Genomic DNA, 17,743 nt, shown 5'->3' with positions numbered 1-17,743 from the left:
CCCCGCGCGGGCCCGAGGGCGCCGTCCGGCATCCGGGACGTCAGGTGTAGGAAGCGACCACTTCGACCGGTTCCTCCGTCACCTTGCCGTCCACGATGCGGAACGAGCGGAACTGGAACTCCTCAGCGGTGGAGACCAGCACGTAGTGCGCGCCGGGCTCGTTCGCGTAGGAGATGTCCGTGCGCGAGGGGTACGCCTCGGTCGCGGTGTGCGAGTGGTAGACCACCACCGGCTCCTCGCCGCGGTCGTCCATGTCGCGGTAGAGCCGCAGCAGGTCGGTGGAGTCGAACTCGTAGAACGTGGGCGAGCGGGCCGCGTTCAGCATCGGCACGAAGCGCTCCGGGCGGTCGCTGCCCTCGGGTCCCGCGACAATCCCGCACGCCTCGTCGGGGTGGTCGGCCCGGGCGTGGGCGACGATCGCGTCGTGGATCTCCTGCGTGATGGTCAGCATGCCCGCAACGTAACAGGGGCCCGCGGGCTAGAGCGCCGGGGTCCCCGACAGCGGATCGGGCCGGTCGTCGCGGTCGTCACTGCCGTCACGGTGATCACTGCCGCCGCTGCCGTCCCCGCCGCCCGCCCGGCCGTGCGCGGGTGCCGGGGCCAGGTGCGGCCGGCGGGCGAAGGCGGCGGGGTCGCGGCGGCGCAGCACCCGGTGGCCGAGGACCAGCAGGACCGCCCACAGCGGCACCCCGTAGAGCGAGACGCGGGCGTCGTGGTCGATGCCGATCAGCACCAGCACCATGGCGAGGAAGGCCAGCGCGACCCAGCTGGCCGCCGCGCCGCCGGGGGCGGTGAACCACGAGGGCGCGGCGGCCCCTGCCCGCACGGCGGCCCGGTAGCGGATGTGGGCGGCCAGGATGACGCCCCAGGTCCACACGGCGGCGACGGTGGCGAAGGCGGTGATGTAGGTGAACGCCCCTGCCGGATCGACGTAGTTGACCCACACGCCGATGCCTATCACGGCCACCGAGGCGAGCGTGCCCCGCGTCGGGGTGCGGCGCTTGCCCAGCCGGGTGAAGGCGCGCGGGCCCTGCCCGTTGGCGGCCAGGTCGCGCAGCATCCGGCCGGTGGAGTACATGCCGGAGTTGCAGGAGGACAGGGCCGCGGAGAGCACCACGAAGTTGACCACGCCGGCACCGAAGGGGATGCCGATCCGGGCGAAGGCGGCGACGAAGGGGCTCACCCCGGGCCGGAAGACCGTCCAGGGCACCACGCACAGGATCACGGTGAGGGCGCCGACGTAGAAGAGCACGATCCGCCAGGGCAGGGTGTTGATCGCCTTGGGCAGGGTCCGGCGCGGGTCGCGGGCCTCCCCCGCGGTCACACCGACGAGTTCGACGGCGAGGTAGGCGAACATCACGATCTGCAGGGTGAGCAGCGAGCGGCCCAGGCCGTGCGGGAAGACGCCGCCCTGCCGCCACAGGTGGGTGACCGAAGCGGTGTCGCCGGCCGCCGAGACGCCGAGCAGCAGCACCGCCAGGCCGACCAGGATCATCCCGATGATCGCGGTGACCTTCACCATCGACAGCCAGAACTCGACCTCGCCGAAGATCCGCACCGAGACGGTGTTCACCGCGAGCAGCAGCACCAGGAAGCCGGCCGCGGCGGCCCACTGCGGCACCTGCGGCCACCAGTAGGCGAGGTAGGTGGCGGCCGCGGTGACCTCGGCCATGCCCGTGACCACCCACATCAGCCAGTACGTCCAGCCGGTGGCGTAGCCGGTGAAGGGGCCGAGGAACTCGCGGGCGTAGTCGGCGAACGAGCCGGAGACGGGACGGTAGGCGAGCAGCTCGCCCAGCGCCCGCATGATGGCGAAGATCACCGCGCCGGCCACCGCGTACATCAGCACCAGGCTGGGCCCGGCCTGGTGGATGGCCCGGCCCGCGCCGAGGAAGAGGCCGGTGCCGATGGCGCCGCCGATCGCGATCATCTGCACCTGGCGCGGGCCCAGGCCCCGGGCGTACCCCTCACCGCCCTCGCCGCCCGCACCGCCCTCGCCGCTGTCGTGCGGGGGCGAGGGGGGCCGGGCCGGGCCGGGGGTGCCGCGCAGAGTTTCGTCCGCCATGGGGCGATCCGTACCACCGGGTGCGGGCGGCGCGCCGGACGGTCACCGGATCGGGCGAGGCGGCACCGCCCGGACGGCGGGGGTGGCGAAGGCGGCCAGCAGCCCCAGCCCCGGCGGGACCGGGGAGCAGGCGGCCGCCGCCGCCTCAGGGCGGCACCGGAGCGGCACCGCACCACGAGGTCAGCGCAGCAGCGTCTCGACCAGGGTCTCCTGGAGGCCGCCGAGCCACAGGTACGCCATCACCAGCGGCTTGCGCGGATCGCTGTCCGGCAGGTGGTACAGCCCGCTCTCGTCGTCCTCGGTGACCTCCAGGCGGGTGCCGATGGTCAGCCGCAGGTCGTTGAGGCCGCCGAGCCACTGCCGGGCCTGGTCGGCGGTGAGCTCGACCACAGGGCCGCCGGCGTCCAGCGCGCGGATCATCGCCAGGGCGTCCTCGCGTTTGCGGGCGCGCAGGTCGTTCTCGGTGAAGCGGCGGAACTCCGAGGACTCCTCGGCGTCCTCGTAGGCGTCGGGGAAGAGCCGGGCGAGCGCCGGGTCGTCCGGCGGCTTGCTGGGGCCCTCGGCGAAGAGCCGGGCCAGCGGGTCCGCGTCGTCGGCGCCCTCGGCATCGCCGGGGCCGACGAGTTCGAGCAGCTGGACGGCGAGGCTGCGCAGGATGGAGACCTCCACCTCGTCCAGGGTGATGGCCGCCCCACCGCCGGGGGTGGGCTCGAAGTATCCGGCGCGGCCGCGTCGGCGGGCCATCAGCGGTCCTGCGACAGCGTCGCCCACAGACCGTAGCCGTGCATCGCCTGCACGTCCCGCTCCATCTCCTCGCGGGTGCCGCTGGAGACCACGGCCCGGCCCTTGTAGTGGACGTCCTTCATCAGTTTGGTGGCCTTGCCCTTGGAGTAGCCGAAGTACGTCTGGAAGACGTAGGTCACGTAGCTCATCAGATTGACCGGGTCGTTGTGCACGAGGGTCACCCACGGGACGTCCGGCTCCGGGACCTCGAAGGGGGCCTCGCCCGGATCGGTGCGCTCGACCTCGGACGGAGCCGGAGCGGGTGCGGACGCGGCGAAGGTGCCGCTCCGGGGCGGGGCGGTGGTGTCAGGCGGGTGGGCACTCACAACTCCCATGCTGCCGCTCACCGGGTGCGTCGCACAAATGGGCGTGTGAAGGCCGTGTGAGGGGTTGCACAGCGGCACCCGCCCACGAGATCTCGTCAGATTGACGAAATGCGGGGTAGCATCGCGCCATGAGCACTGCAGACCTGGCACTGCCGGTGGACGTGCCGTCCACCGCGCTGTTCACCGACCGGTACGAGTTCACCATGCTGCAGGCGGCGCTGCGCAGCGGCGCCGCGCACCGCAGGTCGGTCTTCGAGGCGTTCACCCGCCGGCTGCCGGAGGGGCGCCGCTACGGGGTGGTGGCCGGCACCGGCCGCGTGCTGGACGCGGTGGCGAACTTCCGCTTCGACGCGCCCGTGCTGGAGTTCCTGGAGCGCGAGCGGGTGGTGGACGCCGAGACCCTGGACTGGCTGGCCGGCTACCGCTTCACCGGCGACGTGTGGGGCTACCCCGAGGGCGAGGTGTACTTCCCCGGCTCGCCGATCCTGCGGGTGGAGGGGAGCTTCGCGGAGGCGGTGCTGCTGGAGACGGTGGTGCTGTCGATCCTCAACCACGACTCGGCGATCGCGGCCGCCGCCTCCCGGATGTCGGTGGCCGCGGGCGACCGCCCGCTGATGGAGATGGGCGCCCGGCGCACCCACGAGCTGGCCGCGGTGGCCGCCTCGCGGGCCGCGTATGTCGGCGGCTTCAGCTCCTCCTCCAACCTCGCGGCCGGCTTCCGCTACGGGCTGCCCACCATCGGCACCAGCGCCCACGCCTTCACCCTGCTGCACGACACCGAGCGGGACGCCTTCACCGCGCAGGTCGAGTCGCTGGGCCGCTCCACCACGCTGCTGGTCGACACCTACGACCTGACCGCCGCGGTGCGCACCGCCGTCGAGGTGGCCGGGCCCGAGCTGGGCGCGGTCCGGATCGACTCCGGCGACCTGCTGCTGCTCGCCCACCGGGTCCGCCAGCAGCTGGACGACCTCGGCGCCGAGCAGACGAAAATCGTGGTCACCTCCGACCTGGACGAGTACGCGATCGCCTCGCTGGCCGCGGCCCCGGTCGACGCCTACGGGGTGGGCACCTCACTGGTCACCGGCAGCGGCAACCCCACGTGCTCGATGGTCTACAAACTGGTGGCCCGCGCCGCCGCCGACGACGACCCGGACGCGCCCCTGGTCCCCGTCGCCAAGAAGTCGCTCGGCGGCAAGACCAGCGTCGGCGGCCGCAAGTGGGCCGCCCGCCGGCTCGACGACGAGGGCCACGCCGCCGCGGAGGTCATCGGCTCGGGCCCGATCCCCCCGGACCTCGCCGACCGCCAGCTCCTGGTCCCCCTCATCCGCCACGGCGAGGTCGTCGCCCGCGAACCCCTCGACGCGGCCCGCGCCCGCCACATCGAAGCCCGCGCCGGCCTCCCCCTGTCCGCCACCCAGCTCTCCCGCGGCGAACCGGTCATCCCCACAGAACTCATCTGACCGCAACGGGGAGAGCCCCGAAGGGGCGCTGGGGGTACCTCCCAGGCGAAGCTCTGGGGGAGGAACGGCTCCCCCATAGGGGGGACCCCCAGAAACCCCCACCGGCCGGTGGTCCGGACGGAACCGAACCACCCCTCCGGTCCGGTGGCGAAGCCCGACAGGGCCACCCACCAGGGGCGCGGGGAACGGCTCCCCCATAGGGGGGACCCCCAGAAACCCCCACCGGCCGGTGGTCCGGACGGAACCGAACCACCCCTCCGGTCCGGTGGCGAAGCGCCGCACCGTGCCGAGCCCCCCGCAGCGGAACCGTACATACGCACAGGGCACCACAGCAGGCGTAAGGACCCCCGCTTACGGGTAAGCGCGCGAGCCCCTAGTCTCGGTACGGCAGCACCGCAGCAGCCACCGTGAACCCTCGGAGAGAAAATGCACCGCGCACTCATCGTCGTCGACGTGCAGAACGACTTCTGCGAAGGGGGCAGCCTCGCGGTGTCCGGCGGCGCCGACGTGGCCGCGGCGATCACCGACCTGATCGGGGAGTCCGCGGGCTCGTACCGGCACGTCGTGGCCACCCGCGACCACCATGTGGACCCCGGTGACCACTTCTCGGACCACCCGGACTTCGTGACGTCCTGGCCCGTGCACTGCGTGGCCGGCACCGAGGGCGTCGGCTTCCACCCGAACTTCGCCCCCGCGGTCGCCTCGGGCGCGATCGAAGCCGTCTTCGACAAGGGCGCCTACGCGGCCGCCTACAGCGGCTTCGAGGGCGCCGACGAGAACAGCGTGGGCCTGGCCGACTGGCTGCGGCACCGCGAGGTCACCGAGGTGGACGTCGTCGGGATCGCCACCGACCACTGCGTACGGGCCACCGCGCTGGACGCGGCCCGCGAGGGCTTCACCACGCGGGTGCTGCTCGACCTGACCGCCGGGGTGGCCGCGCAGACCACCGAGCAGGCGCTGGCGCAGCTGCGCGAGGCGGGCGTGGAGCTGACCGGCAAGCCCGTCGTCCAGGGCTGAGCCCCGCAGAAGGGCCCAGAAGGACACAGAAGGGCCCCGGGGAGCCGCGAGGCCTCAGGCGGGGTGCGCCAGGCGGTTCAGGGTGGAGATCGGGTGCCAGGGGGCCGCCGCGGCCGCCTCGTGGTCCCGCCAGATCAGCCCGTCGGGGTGGTGCAGCACCGCCGTGACCTCGTCGGGCGTGGGCGGGTGGGCGTTCCCGGCCAGCCGGGCGCCGCGGAAGCCGAGGTTGCGCAGCCGGGTCAGCGCCCGCTGCCGGTTCACCGCGTGCACCACCACCCGCACCGTGAGCTGGGCGTACACCGGGTGCGGCAGCACGAGCGCCACGACGACCGTGCCGCCGGGGAGCTTGGTGAAACCGCCGACCGCCATGCCCACATCTTGTGCGCATCGGCCGCCGCCCACCAGGGGGCGGCGGCCTCGGAGCGCCCTTCGAGCCGCCACTGACCGCATCACCGCAGGTCAGAGACGCATGTGACACCTGTTACAGCTGATGCCGAAGGCGCGGGCGCCGGACGGGTCAGCGGTGGTGGGCGGGGGCCACCTGGACGGTCATGGTGCTGCCGTCCCACGCCTCGCTCAGGATGCTGATCCGGGTGTTGGTGTCCGGCACCTGCACGCTCCCGTACGGGTTACTGGCGTACCAGTACGTTCCGCTGTGGTCGTCGAAGACCGGGGTGCCGGGCTTCGCCGGGATGCGCTTGGCGACGCCGTCGTCATGCAGCGTGATCGCGTCGGTCGGGTAAGTGCTGAAGGGCGCGTCGAACGCCTGGGCGCGGTTCCTGATCACCGAGCCGTCACTGTACGTGAGCGGCTTGGCGTGCGCGTCCACCGGCAGGATCTCGCCGCTGCCCGGGTGCAGGCCGACGTTGTTGTCCGGCTGCGAGGTGTCCCACAGCCAGATCAGCAGGCCGTTCTGGTAGGGGAAGTGCTCCACCCAGTCGGGCCGGGTGCTGGTCCAGCCGAAGTTGTACGGGCCGGTCTGCAGGGTCCGGTCGTAGGAGACGTACTGCCGGTTCTCCGCGAGGTAGAACTCCGGGTAGTCGTTGGTGAACGACGCGCCGATGCGGGAGAAGCCCTTGGCGGTCCAGCCGCCGCCGTCGTTCTCGGCGCCGTCGGACAGCACGGTCCTGCCGTCCGCGGTCACTGCGATCGCGTCGGCCGCGAAGCCCTTCTGGGCTACGCCGCCGTCGGTGAGGTAGCGGAAGCGCAGCTGGATCTGCTTGCCGGCGTAGGCGTCGAGCGGGAAGACCAGGTTCTCGTAGGCGCCGGAGGTGCCGGTCAGCGCCGGGACGTCGCCGCCGTCGCGCGGGATGGCCGAGCCGTCGGCGGTGCCGTCCAGCGCGGTCCAGGTCGCGCCGCCGTCCGCGGAGACCTCGGTGTAGAGGTAGTCGTAGTTCTGCTCGATGTCCCACCAGCCCTTCAGGCTGAGCGAGGCGGTGCTCGCTCCGGTGAGGTCGAGGCTGCGGGTCAGGGTGTTCGACAGGTTGTCGCCCATGCCGCTCCACCACTGGCTGCTGCCCTCGGGCGGGGTGGCGACGGTGGTGGTGACCGCCTTGTCGGGCAGCTGGACGACCAGCGCCTGCTTGTCCTTGGTGTTGTACTCGGCGACGCCCAGCTTGGTGGTGGAGCGGGTGGCGGCCTTGGCCGTGCCGTAGTTCAGCCAGCCGAGCTGGAGCTTGTCCCAGGCGTTCATGTCGTCGGGGAGGTCGCCGATGGCGTTGCGGCCGGTGCCCATCCAGGAGCCGGAGGACATCAGGGTCCAGAAGGCGGTGCTGTTCTCGCCGATGTAGGTGGTGTCGTACTCGTCGGGCAGGCCGAGGTCGTGGCCGTACTCGTGGGCGAAGACGCCGAGGCCGCCGTTCTCCGGCTGCAGGGTGTAGTCGCCGATCCAGATCCCGGTGTTGCCGATCTGGGTGCCGCCGGCCTTGTTGCCGGCCGGGCCGGTGCGGCCCGCGTCGCTGCCGTAGGCGTACCAGCGGTGGGCCCACAGGGCGTCCTCGCCCTGGACGCCGCCGCCTGCCGACTCGTCCTCGCCGGCGTGCACGATCTGGAAGTGGTCGATGTAGCCGTCCGGCTCGTTGAAGTCGCCGTCGCCGTCGAAGTCGTAGCGGTCCCACTGGTCGTACTGCGCGAGGTCGGCCTTGATCTGGGCGTCGGTGCGGCCCTGCGCCTTCTGGTCGGCGACATAGGCGGCGGTGGCGTCGCGGATCAGGTCCCAGGCGTTGGAGCAGACGCTGGAGCCGCACCAGTTGGAGCCGTAACGGGCCTCGTTGTAGGGGACCTTGACCCAGTCGGAGACCTCGCCGTCCACCGAGTAGCGGCCCGAGGACTGCTTCTCGTAGTAGGTGGCCAGCGAGTCGGCGCCCTTGGCGTGCGAGAAGTACAGGTCCTGGAAGTGCTGCCGGTCGTAGTCGGCCTGCCAGGCGGTGCTGTTGTCCTTGCTGCGGTCCGGCGCGGCGATCGTGTTGTGCGCCGGGCCGGGGTCGCCGCCGTACTTGGGGGCGGGCGGCTCGGGTCCGTCCGGGCCGTCCGGGTCGTAGGCGGTGGTGCTGTCCACCTGGTCGCCGAACTCGACCAGGATGGTGAAGATCTTGTCGGTCTTCTCCCGGCCCAGCTCCACGTACTTGCTCTTCTTGCCCTTGCCGTGGCCGAGTTGGACCACCTGCGAGCCGTTGCGCTGCTGGACGCCGGCTTTGCCGGAGACGACCTGCTGGAGGGCGGCGGAGTGCTCGGCCGCCTGCTGCTTGCTGAACGGGCCCGGCAGGTCGTGCGGTTCACTCTGCGCCGGGTCGTGGCTCGCCGGCGCGGCCGCGGCGCCCGCGTCATGGCCCGGTGTCGCGGCTGCCGCCCCGGTGACCGTCGCGGGGATGCCGAGTGCGGCGACCGCGACCACCAGGGCTGCGCTTTGACGTATCCTCCACTGTCTTTTCACGATGCTTGACCTCCCCTTGGGAAAGGCCATTGCACCGGAGTGGCGGTGGAAAAGACAGACCTTGACTTGTGCATGACGGCGCCATTACCTTGGCCGGTTTCCGGTACGCGCGCTCCCGCTGACCGGACATCACCTCGGTGGCTCGTTCGGTCCGTTCTGCACGTGCAGGGGCGTTTCGGTCAGGCGTGCGACCCTGTGCGCCCCCTCGTGCACCGCGCCGCGGGTTAGGCGGGGCTTACCCCGCCGGGGGCCGGGGCATGCCCGACACGAGAGCACCGATGCCGGCGCAGCCCCCGCGCCGGCGCGAGCGACGAGGGCGGTCCCCCGATGCCACGTCCGACGACCCTGCAGGTCGCGTGCGGATGCGCGACCGTAGTCCTGTCCACCCTGGCGGTCCTGCTGCTGGCGGATGTGCGCTCCGGCGGCCCGGTGGTCGCCGTTGCCGCGGCCTGCCTCGTGCTCGGCCTCGCGGTCGCGGCCGCGGTCGGCCGCGGGTCCCGCCGCGTTCCCGCCCTGGCGGCCGGCGCCGCGACCCCCGCCGGAACCACCGTCGCGGCCCGGCCGGCCACCGCATCCCGGCCGGCCGCCGCGCGCTCCGCGCGGGCCCGGGCGCGCGCCGAGCGGGTCCGCGAGCACTCGCTGCGCGGCTGAGCCGAGCCCCGGGAACCCCGGGGGAACCGAGGAGCAGTGCTCGGCGCCGGCGATCCGGCGTCAGACGGCGGCCACGACCACGGTCCTGGCCGCTTTGTCGTGCAGGCACTGCCGCAGCGGCCGGTCCCAGGTGCACCACAGGGCGTTGACCAGCCAGAAGAGCGGGCCGATGTAGACCGCGCTGAGCACGGCGGGCAGCACGTACACCGCGGCGCGCAGCCAGCCGGCCGGCCCCGGCACCCCGCCGTCGTCCAGCCGGGCGGCGCGGATGCGCAGCGCGAGCTTGCCGAGGGTCTGCCCGCGGGCGGCGGTCATGGCGCCCTCCACCGCGAAGTAGGCCACGTAGCCGAGGACGGCGACGAGTTCGCGCCTGCCGAGCGAGACGTCCGACTGGTGGGTGACGCTGCCGCCGAGCGCCGCCCAGCTGACCAGCAGCACCACGGCGACGAGCACGACGGTGTCGATCGCCCGGGCGAGGAAGCGTTGCCCGAACGTCGCGAGCGGAGCCATACCGGCCGGTTGCTCAGGCGTCATGACTCCTGAGTAAATCAGCCATCCGGGTGACGGTACAGGGGGCCGGGCATCCCTCGCGCGGGGGACGCCGGGGCTGCTCACGCGGGCGCGGAGCCGAAGCGTCGCCGGGGCGGTACCGGCACCGGGCCCGGCGGAGCCCCCGTCAGTTCGCGCGCACCACCACGGTCCTGGCCGCCTTGTCGTGGATGCCCTGCTTGTAGGGGCGGTCCACCAGCACCGTCAGGCCGATCACCAGGAACCACACGCAGGAGCAGCAGAAGGCCGGCAGCCAGAGCACCAGCGCGCGCACCGCCGCCGCGCTCGGGCTCGGCACGCTGCCGTCGGCGAGCATCGCCACCCGCAGCCCCATCGCCCGCTTGCCGAAGGTGCGGCCGTCGGTGCGGGTCATGAGGAACTCGTACAGGAAGCCGATGCCCGCGGTGAACACCCCGCCGACCGCCGAGCGGCCCGCGCTGAAGTGGCCCTCCTGCAGCCCGACCGCGGCCCAGTCCAGCAGGTAGGCCGGGATGAGCACGATGACGATGTCGATGATCCGGGCCAGCAGCCGCTTGCCGCCCTCGGCGAGCGGCGGCATCCCGGCGAGCGGGTCGCCGCCGGGCCCGTAGGGCCCCTGCTGGTACGGGCCGGGCCCCTGACCGTACGGGCCCCCTTGGCCCCACTGGCCGCCCTGCTGCCCTCCCCCGCCATAACCCCCGCCGTAGCCGCCCTCGCCGGGGCCGCCCGGGGGCGGGGGTCCGTACGGGCCGCCGCCGTACGGGCTGCCGGGCGGCGGCTGGTTCGCGCCCGGCGGGGGCTGCTGCGCGGAGCCGGGCGCGTCGTCCGGCGAGCCCTGCCCGCCGCCCTGTCCGGGCCGCTTGGCGAACGGGTCGTCAGGGGAGCCGGGCGGCGGCTGGTCGGTACTCATGGACCGAGTCAATCCCGCCACTCGCGCGCCCGCCCGCGGACGGCAGCCGATCGGAGTACGGCACCGGGCGCCCCGAGAGCGGTTGCCCACAGGCCCGGAGAACCGCAACGGGCCGCAACCGTCAGGCGTGACCCGCCGCGGGTACGGTCCCGGGCTCGCGCGCGGCCACCGCCGGGAGACACCGGCACCCGCAGCCGGCCGTAGCGGTCAGGCGTGACCGCTACGGCACCGGCCCGGCCGGCAACCATGAGTTGCCGGCACCCGCAACCGGCCGGCACCGGTCGGGGCCGGCCGCGTACGGAACCGGGTGCGCCCGCGGCCGCCGTCGCCGGACGTCGGCCGCCGCCGTCAGCCGTCGCCGTCAGCTGCCGGCGACGAACGTGCGGGCTGCCTTGTCGTGCCAGCACTGCTTCCACGGGCGGTCGAAGAGGCACCACGCCACGCCCACCACGCCGACGACCACCAGGTCCAGCACGGTGCGGGTCAGCCAGCGGCGCAGGCTCGCGCCGAAGCCGGGGGGCAGTTGCCCCTCGATGTCCAGCACCTGCAGGCCGACCAGCCGCTTGCCCGCGGTGCGCCCCCAGCGGGCGGTGGGCAGCACTTCGAGCAGCAGGCACACGATCACGAACACGGCGAGGACGCCGCCGAGTTGGGCGCCGGTGGTGCTGTCGATCAGCCAGACCCGCACCGTTTCGCCGGTCAGCTTGGCCTGGTCCACCTTGTCCTTGGCGTGGTGGTAGGCGGCCGTGCCGAGCGGCACCGCGGCCAGCGCGGTCAGCGCGCCCACCAGCACGGTGTCGATCAGCCGCGCCACGAACCTGCGCACCAGCCCCGCGGGCCGCTCCGGGGCGCGGGCCGCGCCGAACGGGTCGTCGGCCGGCGGCCGCCACGGTACGACACCCTCCGCCCGTGCCAGGTCCTGCACCTGCGCGGCCCACGGCACGGACGCCCCGGGACCACCCGGGCTCTGGGCGCCGGGACCTGACGGGGTACCGAGGATGCCGCCCGCGGCCGGGCTCTGGGCGGCGGGCCCGTTCGGGGTGCCCGCGGCCGGGCCCGCGGTTGACGCGCCGCCGGCGAGGTTCTGCGGACCGGGGTAGCCGTAGCCGCCCGGCGACGCCGGACTCCCCGCCGGGCCGCCGGCAGGCGCACCACCCCCGAAGCCCTGCGGGCCCGGATAGCCGTAACCACCGGGACGCCCCGGAGCGGCCGGGCCGCCCGCCGGACCCTGCGCGGCCTGCGGACCCGGGTAACCGTAACCGCCGACGCCCGCCGCACCCTGCGGACCGGGGTAGCCGTAATCACCGGAACCGCCCGGCGAGGCCGCACCGCCCGCCGGGCCCGACGGCGCCGGCTGGACCGGAACCCCCTGCGGCGGGCCGAAGTTGGGACCCGCGCCGAACTCCGCCGGACCCTCCGCGGACACGCCACCCGCCACGCCCTGCGCACCGGGATGGCCGTAACCGCCGGCGCCCGCCGGACCCTGCGCGCCCGGGTGACCGTAACCGCCGGAGCCACCCGGCGAGGCCCCACCGCCCGCCGGGCCCGAAGGCGGCGACTGGGGCGGAACTCCTTGCGGGGCACCGAAGTTGGGGCCCGCCACCAAGGGCGGCTCGGACCGGGCCGCGGCGCCGGGCAGGGCGTGCTGGGGCGAGGGGCCCTGGAGTTCGGGCGTGGCCGGACCCTGTGCGCCGAATTCGCCGGAGCCAGCAGCGGGCCCCTCGGCCGCCGGGTGGGCGGGCGCCCCGCCCGCGTACGGGGCCGCGGCGTACGGGTCGGCGGCCGCACCCTGCTCGCCGCTTGCCGAGCCCTGCTCGCCGCGGGCCGACTGGGCGCCCCAGGAGATGCGCGGCAGTTCGGGCTCGGCGGGGCGGGGCTCTGGCCACGCGGGGACGTCGTCCTGGGTGAGCGGGGCCCGCGGGTCCGGGACGGACGGGCCGGGGCCGTGCTCGGCCCGGGGCGCGGCCGGGTCCTCGTCGAGGAACATCGGCCCCGACTCGTCCACGGCCGGGGCCAGTCGGTCGGGCAGGGGCATCACGGCGGACGGTCCGGACTGCGCCGACGGCCCGCCGGGCGGCTCCGGCGCGCTGCCGTCGGTCGGGGCGCGGCGGCTCGTGCCCGGGACCCACGCCGAGCCGTTCCAGTAGCGGATGTAGCCGGGGATCGAGGGGTCGGGGTAGTAGCCCGGCACCGGAGCGGCGGCGGGCTCAGAACCGGAGGAGCCAGACGTGGGTGCGCTCATGCTTCACGGGTTCCGTATCTGCTCGGCCGGGGGTGTTACGTCCACATCTACCAGACGGCGCGACCCGGTGGGTCCGCCCCGTCACCCGCGGTCCGGCGCACCGCCTCTCCCGGTGTCCTTACCGCGACCGGCCGGTCCGCGCCCGTCGTTCGGGAAATCTGAACCGGATTGTGGGAAGCCGCGTAATGGTGGGTGAGGCACGCGCTCTCTTCCAGGTGCAGGCCCCGCCGGCACAGCCCGCCCCAGGGGCCACCGCGCCGAGGAAAGGACGTCGGACTCATGCAGAACGTGGTGGAACGCGAACTCGAAATGCAGCTCGTGCTGTCCCCGGAACGAAGCATTCCGGTGCCGGCCAGGCTGACGTACCGCACGGACGACCCGTACGCCGTGCACGTGACCTTCCACATCGGCTCGGAGGCGCCCGTCAACTGGACGTTCGCCCGTGAGCTGATCGTGGAGGGCGTCTTCCGGCCGTGCGGGCACGGCGATGTGCGGGTCTGGCCGACGAAGGTGGCCGGCCGCAGCGTGCTGTGCATGGCGCTCAGCTCTCCCGACGGCGACGCCCTGCTGGAGGCGCCCTCCTCGCCGGTGGCCGCCTGGCTGGAGCGCACCCTGCGCCTGGTGCCGCCCGGCACGGAGTTCGACCAGCTGGGCATGGACGACGGGCTCAGCCGGCTGCTGGCGCCCGCGGCCGGCGACGAGATGTGGCTGCCCGACCGCTCCCCGCGCGCCCGGCGGCCCGGCGAGAACGGAGTGCCCGGCGGCGAGGAGACCCCGGATGCCGGTGCCTGAGCGGGCGGCGGCCCGGTCGGGCACGGGCGGCGGGCCCGCGCGGCGCAGGGCCGCTCAGAGCACCTTGCCCGGGTTGAGCAGCCCGAGCGGGTCGAAGACCGCCTTGACCCCGCGCTGGATCTCCAGCCCGGTGGAGCCGAGTTCGCGGGCCAGCCACTCGCGCTTGAGCAGGCCCACGCCGTGCTCGCCGGTGATGGTGCCGCCCAGCGACAGGCCGAGCGCCATGATCTCGTCGAAGGACTCGCGGGCCCGGCGGGTCTGCTCCTCGTCCTGGCCGTCGAAGCACACGATGGGATGGGTGTTGCCGTCGCCGGCGTGCGCGCACACCCCGATCGTGAGGTCGTACTTGGCGGCGACGGCCGCGACGCCGTCCAGCATGTCGGCCAGCCTCGCCCGCGGCACGCACACGTCGTCGATGAGGGTGGCCGACGCCAGCCGCTCCAGTGCGGGCAGCGACATCCGCCGCGCCTGCAGCAGCATCTCGGACTCGGCCGGGTCGTCGGCCGGCACCACCTCGGTGGCGCCCGCCGCCCGGCACAGCTCCGCCACCGCCGCGAGGTCCGCGGCCGGGTCCGGGGTGTCGAAGGCGGCCAGCAGCAGCGCCTCGGTGCTCTCCGGCAGGCCCATGCGGGTCAGCTCGTTGACCGCGCGGACGGTGGTGCGGTCCATCAGCTCCAGCAGCGAGGGCGTCCGGCCGCTCGCCATGACCGCGCCCACCGCCGCCCCGGCCGCGCCGGTGGACGGGAACTGCGCCGCCAGCACGAGTTGCGGCGCCGGGGTGGGCCGCAGCGCCAGCACCGCCTTGACGACGACGCCGAGGGTGCCCTCAGAACCCACGAACAGCCGGGTCAGGTCGTAGCCGGCGACGCCCTTGGCGGTGCGCCGGCCGGTGGTCAGCAGCCGGCCGTCGGCGAGCACGACCTCCAGGCCGAGCACGTACTCGGCCGTCACCCCGTACTTCACGCAGCACAGGCCGCCGGCGCCGGTGCCGATGTTGCCGCCGATGGTGCAGCTCTCCCAGCTGGAGGGGTCCGGCGGGTAGCTCAGGCCGTACTCGGCGGCGGCCTTGGACAGCGCCGCGTTCACCACGCCCGGCTCCACCACGGCGATCCGGTCCACCGGGTCGATCTCCAGGATGCGGTCCATCGCGGTGAGCGACAGCAGGATGCAGCCGTCCACGGCGTTCGCCCCGCCGGACAGGCCGGTCCGCGCGCCCTGCGGCACCACCGGCACCCGCAGCGCGGTGGCCGTGCGCATCACGTGCTGCACCTGCTCGGTGGTGCGGGGCCGCACCAGCACGGCCGCGGTGCCGGCCGCCGAGAACCCGGCCATGTCCCGGGCGTACCCGGCGACGACGTCGGGGTCGGCGATCACCGCCTCCGGCGGCAGGCCCGCCGCCAGTTCGTCCATCAGCTCCTCGCGCATACGTACAGCCTCGCACGCGCGAGCCCCTCCGAGGGAGGGTGGAAAAGATCCTCGGAGGGGCGGGACGGCGGTGTCCCTACAGGTTGCCGCGGCGTTCCTGCTCGCGCTCGATCGCCTCGAACAGGGCCTTGAAGTTGCCCTTGCCGAAGCCCATGGAGCCGTGCCGCTCGATCATCTCGAAGAAGACCGTGGGGCGGTCCTGCACCGGCTTGGTGAAGATCTGCAGCAGGTAGCCGTCCTCGTCGCGGTCGGCGAGGATCTTCAGCTCGCGCAGGGTGTCCACCGGCACCCGGGTCTCGCCGACCCACTCGCCGAGGGTGTCGTAGTAGGAGTCCGGGGTGTCCAGGAACTCCACGCCCGCGGCCTTCATCGCCCGCACGGAGGCGACGATGTCGTTGGTGGCCAGCGCGATGTGCTGGACGCCGGGGCCGCCGTAGAACTCCAGGTACTCGTCGATCTGCGACTTCTTCTTGCCCACGGCCGGTTCGTTGAGCGGGAACTTCACCTTGCGGGAGCCGTCGGCGACCACCTTGGACATCAGCGCGGAGTACTCGGTGGCGATGTCGTCGCCGACGAACTCCTTCATGTTGGTGAAGCCCATGACCTTGTTGTAGAAGCCCACCCACTCGTCCATGCGGCCGAGTTCGACGTTGCCGACGCAGTGGTCGACCGCCTGGAAGAAGCGCTTGTCCGGCGGGGCGGCGATGGGGCCTGCGGCGGCGTAGCCGGGCAGGTAGGGGCCGTCGTAGCGGCTGCGGTCCACCAGGGTGTGGCGGGTCTGCCCGTAGGTGGCGATGGCGGCGAGCACCACCGTGCCGTGCTCGTCGGTGAGTTCGTACGGCTCGGTGAGGCCGGTGGCGCCGTTGCCGACCGCGTGGGCGTAGGCGGCGCGGGCGTCGGGGACCTCGATGGCCAGGTCGTACACGCCGTCGCCGTGGGCGGCCACGTGGTCGGCGAGGAAGCGGCCGTGGTCGGACTCGGGCTTCACCACGGAGGTGAACACGAACCGGGCGCTGCCCGACTCCAGGACGTAGGAGGCGGTCTCGCGGCTGCCGGTCTCGGGGCCCGCGTACGCCACGCGGCGCATCCCGAACGCGGTCGAGTAGTAGTGCGCCGCCTGCTTCGCGTTGCCCACGGCGAAGACGACGGCGTCCATGCCCTTGACGGGGAAATCATCCTGGGTGCCACTGGGTGCGGTCATGGCAAAAGCGTCTCCCCGCCCGTCAGGGTGTGCAAGAGTTCCGGATTTCACTGGACAGGATGTCCAGCCGGAGCGAGGATCGGCCGCACAACCTGTGCAGGATGACCATGGGAGGCGGGCGGGGATGGCGATAGACGGGCTCGACGGGCGGCTGATCACGCTGCTGGACGCCGAACCGCGGATCGGCGTGCTGGAGGCGTCCCGGCGGCTGGGGGTGGCCCGCGGCACCGTGCAGGCCCGGCTGGACCGGCTGCGCGCGGGCGGGGTGATCCGCGGCTTCGGCCCGCAGGTGGACCCGGCGGCGCTCGGCTACCCGGTGACGGCGTTCGCCACGCTGGAGATCCGCCAGGGCCAGGGCGCGGACGTACGGGCCCATCTGGCGGGCGTCCCCGAGGTGCTGGAACTGCACACCACCACCGGTGAGGGCGACATGCTGTGCCGGCTGGTGGCCCGCTCCAACGCGGACCTGCAGCGGGTGATCGACCGCGTGGTGGGCTTCGAGGGGATCGTGCGGGCGTCCACCACGATCGCGCTGGAGAACCCGGTGCCGCTGCGGATCATCCCGCTGGTGGAGCAGGCAGCCCAGGAGAGTTGAGCAAGCCGCCGGCGGGCTCCCGGGGCGTCAGCAGCTCGGGGTTGCGCGGCCCGCCCGCAGGTCGGCGAGGGCCGTCAGCGCGCCGTCCAGGGTGGTGACCGGGATCAGCTTCAAACCGCCGGGGAGCTGGGCGGTGGCGTCGCTGCACTCGTCCCTGGGGACGATGAAGACGGTGGCGCCGTCGCGGCGGGCCGCCTTCTCCTTCAGCGGCACCCCGCCGACGGCGCCGACCTTCCCGGCCGCGTCGATGGTGCCGGTGCCGGCGATCGTGCGGCCGCCGGTGAGGTCGCCGCCGTGGCCGTCGCCGTCGATCTTGTCGATGATGCCGAGGGTGAAGAGCAGGCCTGCGCTGGGGCCGCCGACGTCGGCGAGCCGCAGGGTCACCTTCACCTGCGAGGGCGACAGCTTCAGGTGCTTCAGCGCCGCGGCGGTCGCGTCCTGCTGGGAGTCGGTCATCTCCTTGGTGTTCTCGCGCTCGATCTCCTTCACGGAGCCGCCGCTGGGGTAGACCGAGTCGCGCGGCATGGCGGCCTCGTCGGTGCGGAACCACGCCTTGGCGACGTCGGCGACGTGCACGGAGGCGTTGGGGGCGGTGGCCGCGACGGTCACCATCCGCAGCTGGCCGCTCGTACGGCGCACCGGCACGCCGCTGATGGAGATCACCGGGGTGCCCTTGTTCGCGCCGAGCACGTTCGCGGTCAGCCCCGGCTCCACGATCGAGATCGGCAGCGGCGCGAGCGCGGCGACCAGGACCAGCACGACCACGACCACGGCGCAGGCGAGCAGGGTCACGGTACGGCGTGAGAGTCCCAGCAT

At 73.6% G+C, this 17,743-nt stretch carries 17 protein-coding genes; 5 read left to right on the top strand and 12 right to left on the bottom strand.

Features of this window, described 5'->3' with window-relative positions; translation table 11 throughout:
* Positions 1-40 precede the first annotated feature (40 nt).
* The 4 genes from BLR33_RS16700 to clpS all read right to left on the bottom strand — a co-directional run bounded on the left by BLR33_RS16700 (position 41) and on the right by clpS (position 3,183).
* Positions 41-451, bottom strand: coding sequence for a Mov34/MPN/PAD-1 family protein (locus tag BLR33_RS16700; RefSeq protein WP_093785287.1), 411 nt, complete (start codon positions 449-451; stop codon positions 41-43).
* A 27-nt stretch (positions 452-478) separates the two neighbouring features.
* Complete coding sequence (locus BLR33_RS16695; protein WP_093785286.1) at positions 479-2,065, bottom strand: amino acid permease; 1,587 nt, start codon at positions 2,063-2,065, stop codon at positions 479-481.
* Between the two features lie 180 nt (positions 2,066-2,245).
* On the bottom strand, positions 2,246-2,809 hold the full coding sequence (locus BLR33_RS16690) for a DUF2017 domain-containing protein (RefSeq protein WP_093785285.1): 564 nt from the start codon (positions 2,807-2,809) through the stop codon (positions 2,246-2,248).
* Positions 2,809-3,183, bottom strand: a complete 375-nt coding sequence (gene clpS / locus BLR33_RS16685; RefSeq protein ID WP_093785284.1) for an ATP-dependent Clp protease adapter ClpS — start codon at positions 3,181-3,183, stop codon at positions 2,809-2,811. The genes BLR33_RS16690 and clpS overlap by 1 nt, the downstream gene beginning before the upstream one ends.
* Positions 3,184-3,302: 119 nt before the next feature.
* Here clpS and BLR33_RS16680 point away from each other — a divergent pair, with 119 nt between their 5' ends.
* Positions 3,303-4,634, top strand: coding sequence for a nicotinate phosphoribosyltransferase (locus tag BLR33_RS16680; RefSeq protein WP_093785283.1), 1,332 nt, complete (start codon positions 3,303-3,305; stop codon positions 4,632-4,634).
* A 426-nt stretch (positions 4,635-5,060) separates the two neighbouring features.
* Positions 5,061-5,651, top strand: a complete 591-nt coding sequence (locus BLR33_RS16675; RefSeq protein ID WP_093785282.1) for a nicotinamidase — start codon at positions 5,061-5,063, stop codon at positions 5,649-5,651.
* Between the two features lie 54 nt (positions 5,652-5,705).
* On the opposite strand, the gene BLR33_RS16670 is transcribed toward BLR33_RS16675, so the two are convergent.
* Both BLR33_RS16670 and BLR33_RS16665 read right to left on the bottom strand, forming a co-directional pair.
* Positions 5,706-6,020: a hypothetical protein gene (locus BLR33_RS16670; RefSeq protein WP_093785281.1), complete on the bottom strand. Its 315-nt coding sequence runs from the start codon at positions 6,018-6,020 to the stop codon at positions 5,706-5,708.
* A 148-nt stretch (positions 6,021-6,168) separates the two neighbouring features.
* Complete coding sequence (locus tag BLR33_RS16665) at positions 6,169-8,583, bottom strand: immune inhibitor A domain-containing protein (RefSeq protein WP_456049198.1); 2,415 nt, start codon at positions 8,581-8,583, stop codon at positions 6,169-6,171.
* A 327-nt stretch (positions 8,584-8,910) separates the two neighbouring features.
* Here BLR33_RS16665 and BLR33_RS16660 point away from each other — a divergent pair, with 327 nt between their 5' ends.
* Positions 8,911-9,234: a hypothetical protein gene (locus BLR33_RS16660; RefSeq protein WP_093785279.1), complete on the top strand. Its 324-nt coding sequence runs from the start codon at positions 8,911-8,913 to the stop codon at positions 9,232-9,234.
* 60 nt (positions 9,235-9,294) lie between these two features.
* Here BLR33_RS16660 and BLR33_RS16655 read toward each other — a convergent pair whose 3' ends face one another.
* The 3 genes from BLR33_RS16655 to BLR33_RS16645 form a co-directional block, all read right to left on the bottom strand.
* Positions 9,295-9,768 carry an RDD family protein gene (locus tag BLR33_RS16655; protein WP_245771463.1) on the bottom strand — a complete coding sequence of 158 codons (474 nt, stop codon included), beginning with the start codon at positions 9,766-9,768 and terminating at the stop codon, positions 9,295-9,297.
* 142 nt (positions 9,769-9,910) lie between these two features.
* Positions 9,911-10,672 carry an RDD family protein gene (locus BLR33_RS16650; protein ID WP_093785277.1) on the bottom strand — a complete coding sequence of 254 codons (762 nt, stop codon included), beginning with the start codon at positions 10,670-10,672 and terminating at the stop codon, positions 9,911-9,913.
* Positions 10,673-11,033: 361 nt separating this feature from the next.
* Entirely contained in the window at positions 11,034-12,914 is a 1,881-nt protein-coding gene (locus tag BLR33_RS16645) for an RDD family protein (RefSeq protein WP_093785276.1), read from the bottom strand.
* Positions 12,915-13,193: 279 nt separating this feature from the next.
* Between BLR33_RS16645 and BLR33_RS16640 the strand changes: the two genes are divergently transcribed.
* The gene (locus BLR33_RS16640) at positions 13,194-13,706 is read left to right on the top strand and encodes an SsgA family sporulation/cell division regulator (RefSeq protein WP_093785275.1); all 513 of its coding nucleotides are present in this window, start codon (positions 13,194-13,196) and stop codon (positions 13,704-13,706) included.
* 54 nt (positions 13,707-13,760) lie between these two features.
* On the opposite strand, the gene BLR33_RS16635 is transcribed toward BLR33_RS16640, so the two are convergent.
* The gene (locus tag BLR33_RS16635; protein WP_093785274.1) at positions 13,761-15,131 is read right to left on the bottom strand and encodes an FAD-binding oxidoreductase; all 1,371 of its coding nucleotides are present in this window, start codon (positions 15,129-15,131) and stop codon (positions 13,761-13,763) included.
* A 76-nt stretch (positions 15,132-15,207) separates the two neighbouring features.
* Complete coding sequence (gene hppD / locus BLR33_RS16630) at positions 15,208-16,332, bottom strand: 4-hydroxyphenylpyruvate dioxygenase (protein WP_093785273.1); 1,125 nt, start codon at positions 16,330-16,332, stop codon at positions 15,208-15,210.
* A gap of 124 nt (positions 16,333-16,456) precedes the next feature.
* Between hppD and BLR33_RS16625 the strand changes: the two genes are divergently transcribed.
* Positions 16,457-16,927 carry an Lrp/AsnC family transcriptional regulator gene (locus BLR33_RS16625; RefSeq protein ID WP_093785272.1) on the top strand — a complete coding sequence of 157 codons (471 nt, stop codon included), beginning with the start codon at positions 16,457-16,459 and terminating at the stop codon, positions 16,925-16,927.
* 27 nt (positions 16,928-16,954) lie between these two features.
* On the opposite strand, the gene BLR33_RS16620 is transcribed toward BLR33_RS16625, so the two are convergent.
* Positions 16,955-17,743, bottom strand: a complete 789-nt coding sequence (locus tag BLR33_RS16620) for a S16 family serine protease (protein ID WP_093785271.1) — start codon at positions 17,741-17,743, stop codon at positions 16,955-16,957.

Origin of the sequence: Actinacidiphila guanduensis, from assembly GCF_900103985.1 — a bacterium.
GTDB classification, from domain to species: domain Bacteria; phylum Actinomycetota; class Actinomycetes; order Streptomycetales; family Streptomycetaceae; genus Actinacidiphila; species Actinacidiphila guanduensis.
The sequence above is the reverse complement of the archived record's forward strand: the minus strand, read 5'-3'. Positions and strand labels throughout refer to the sequence as shown.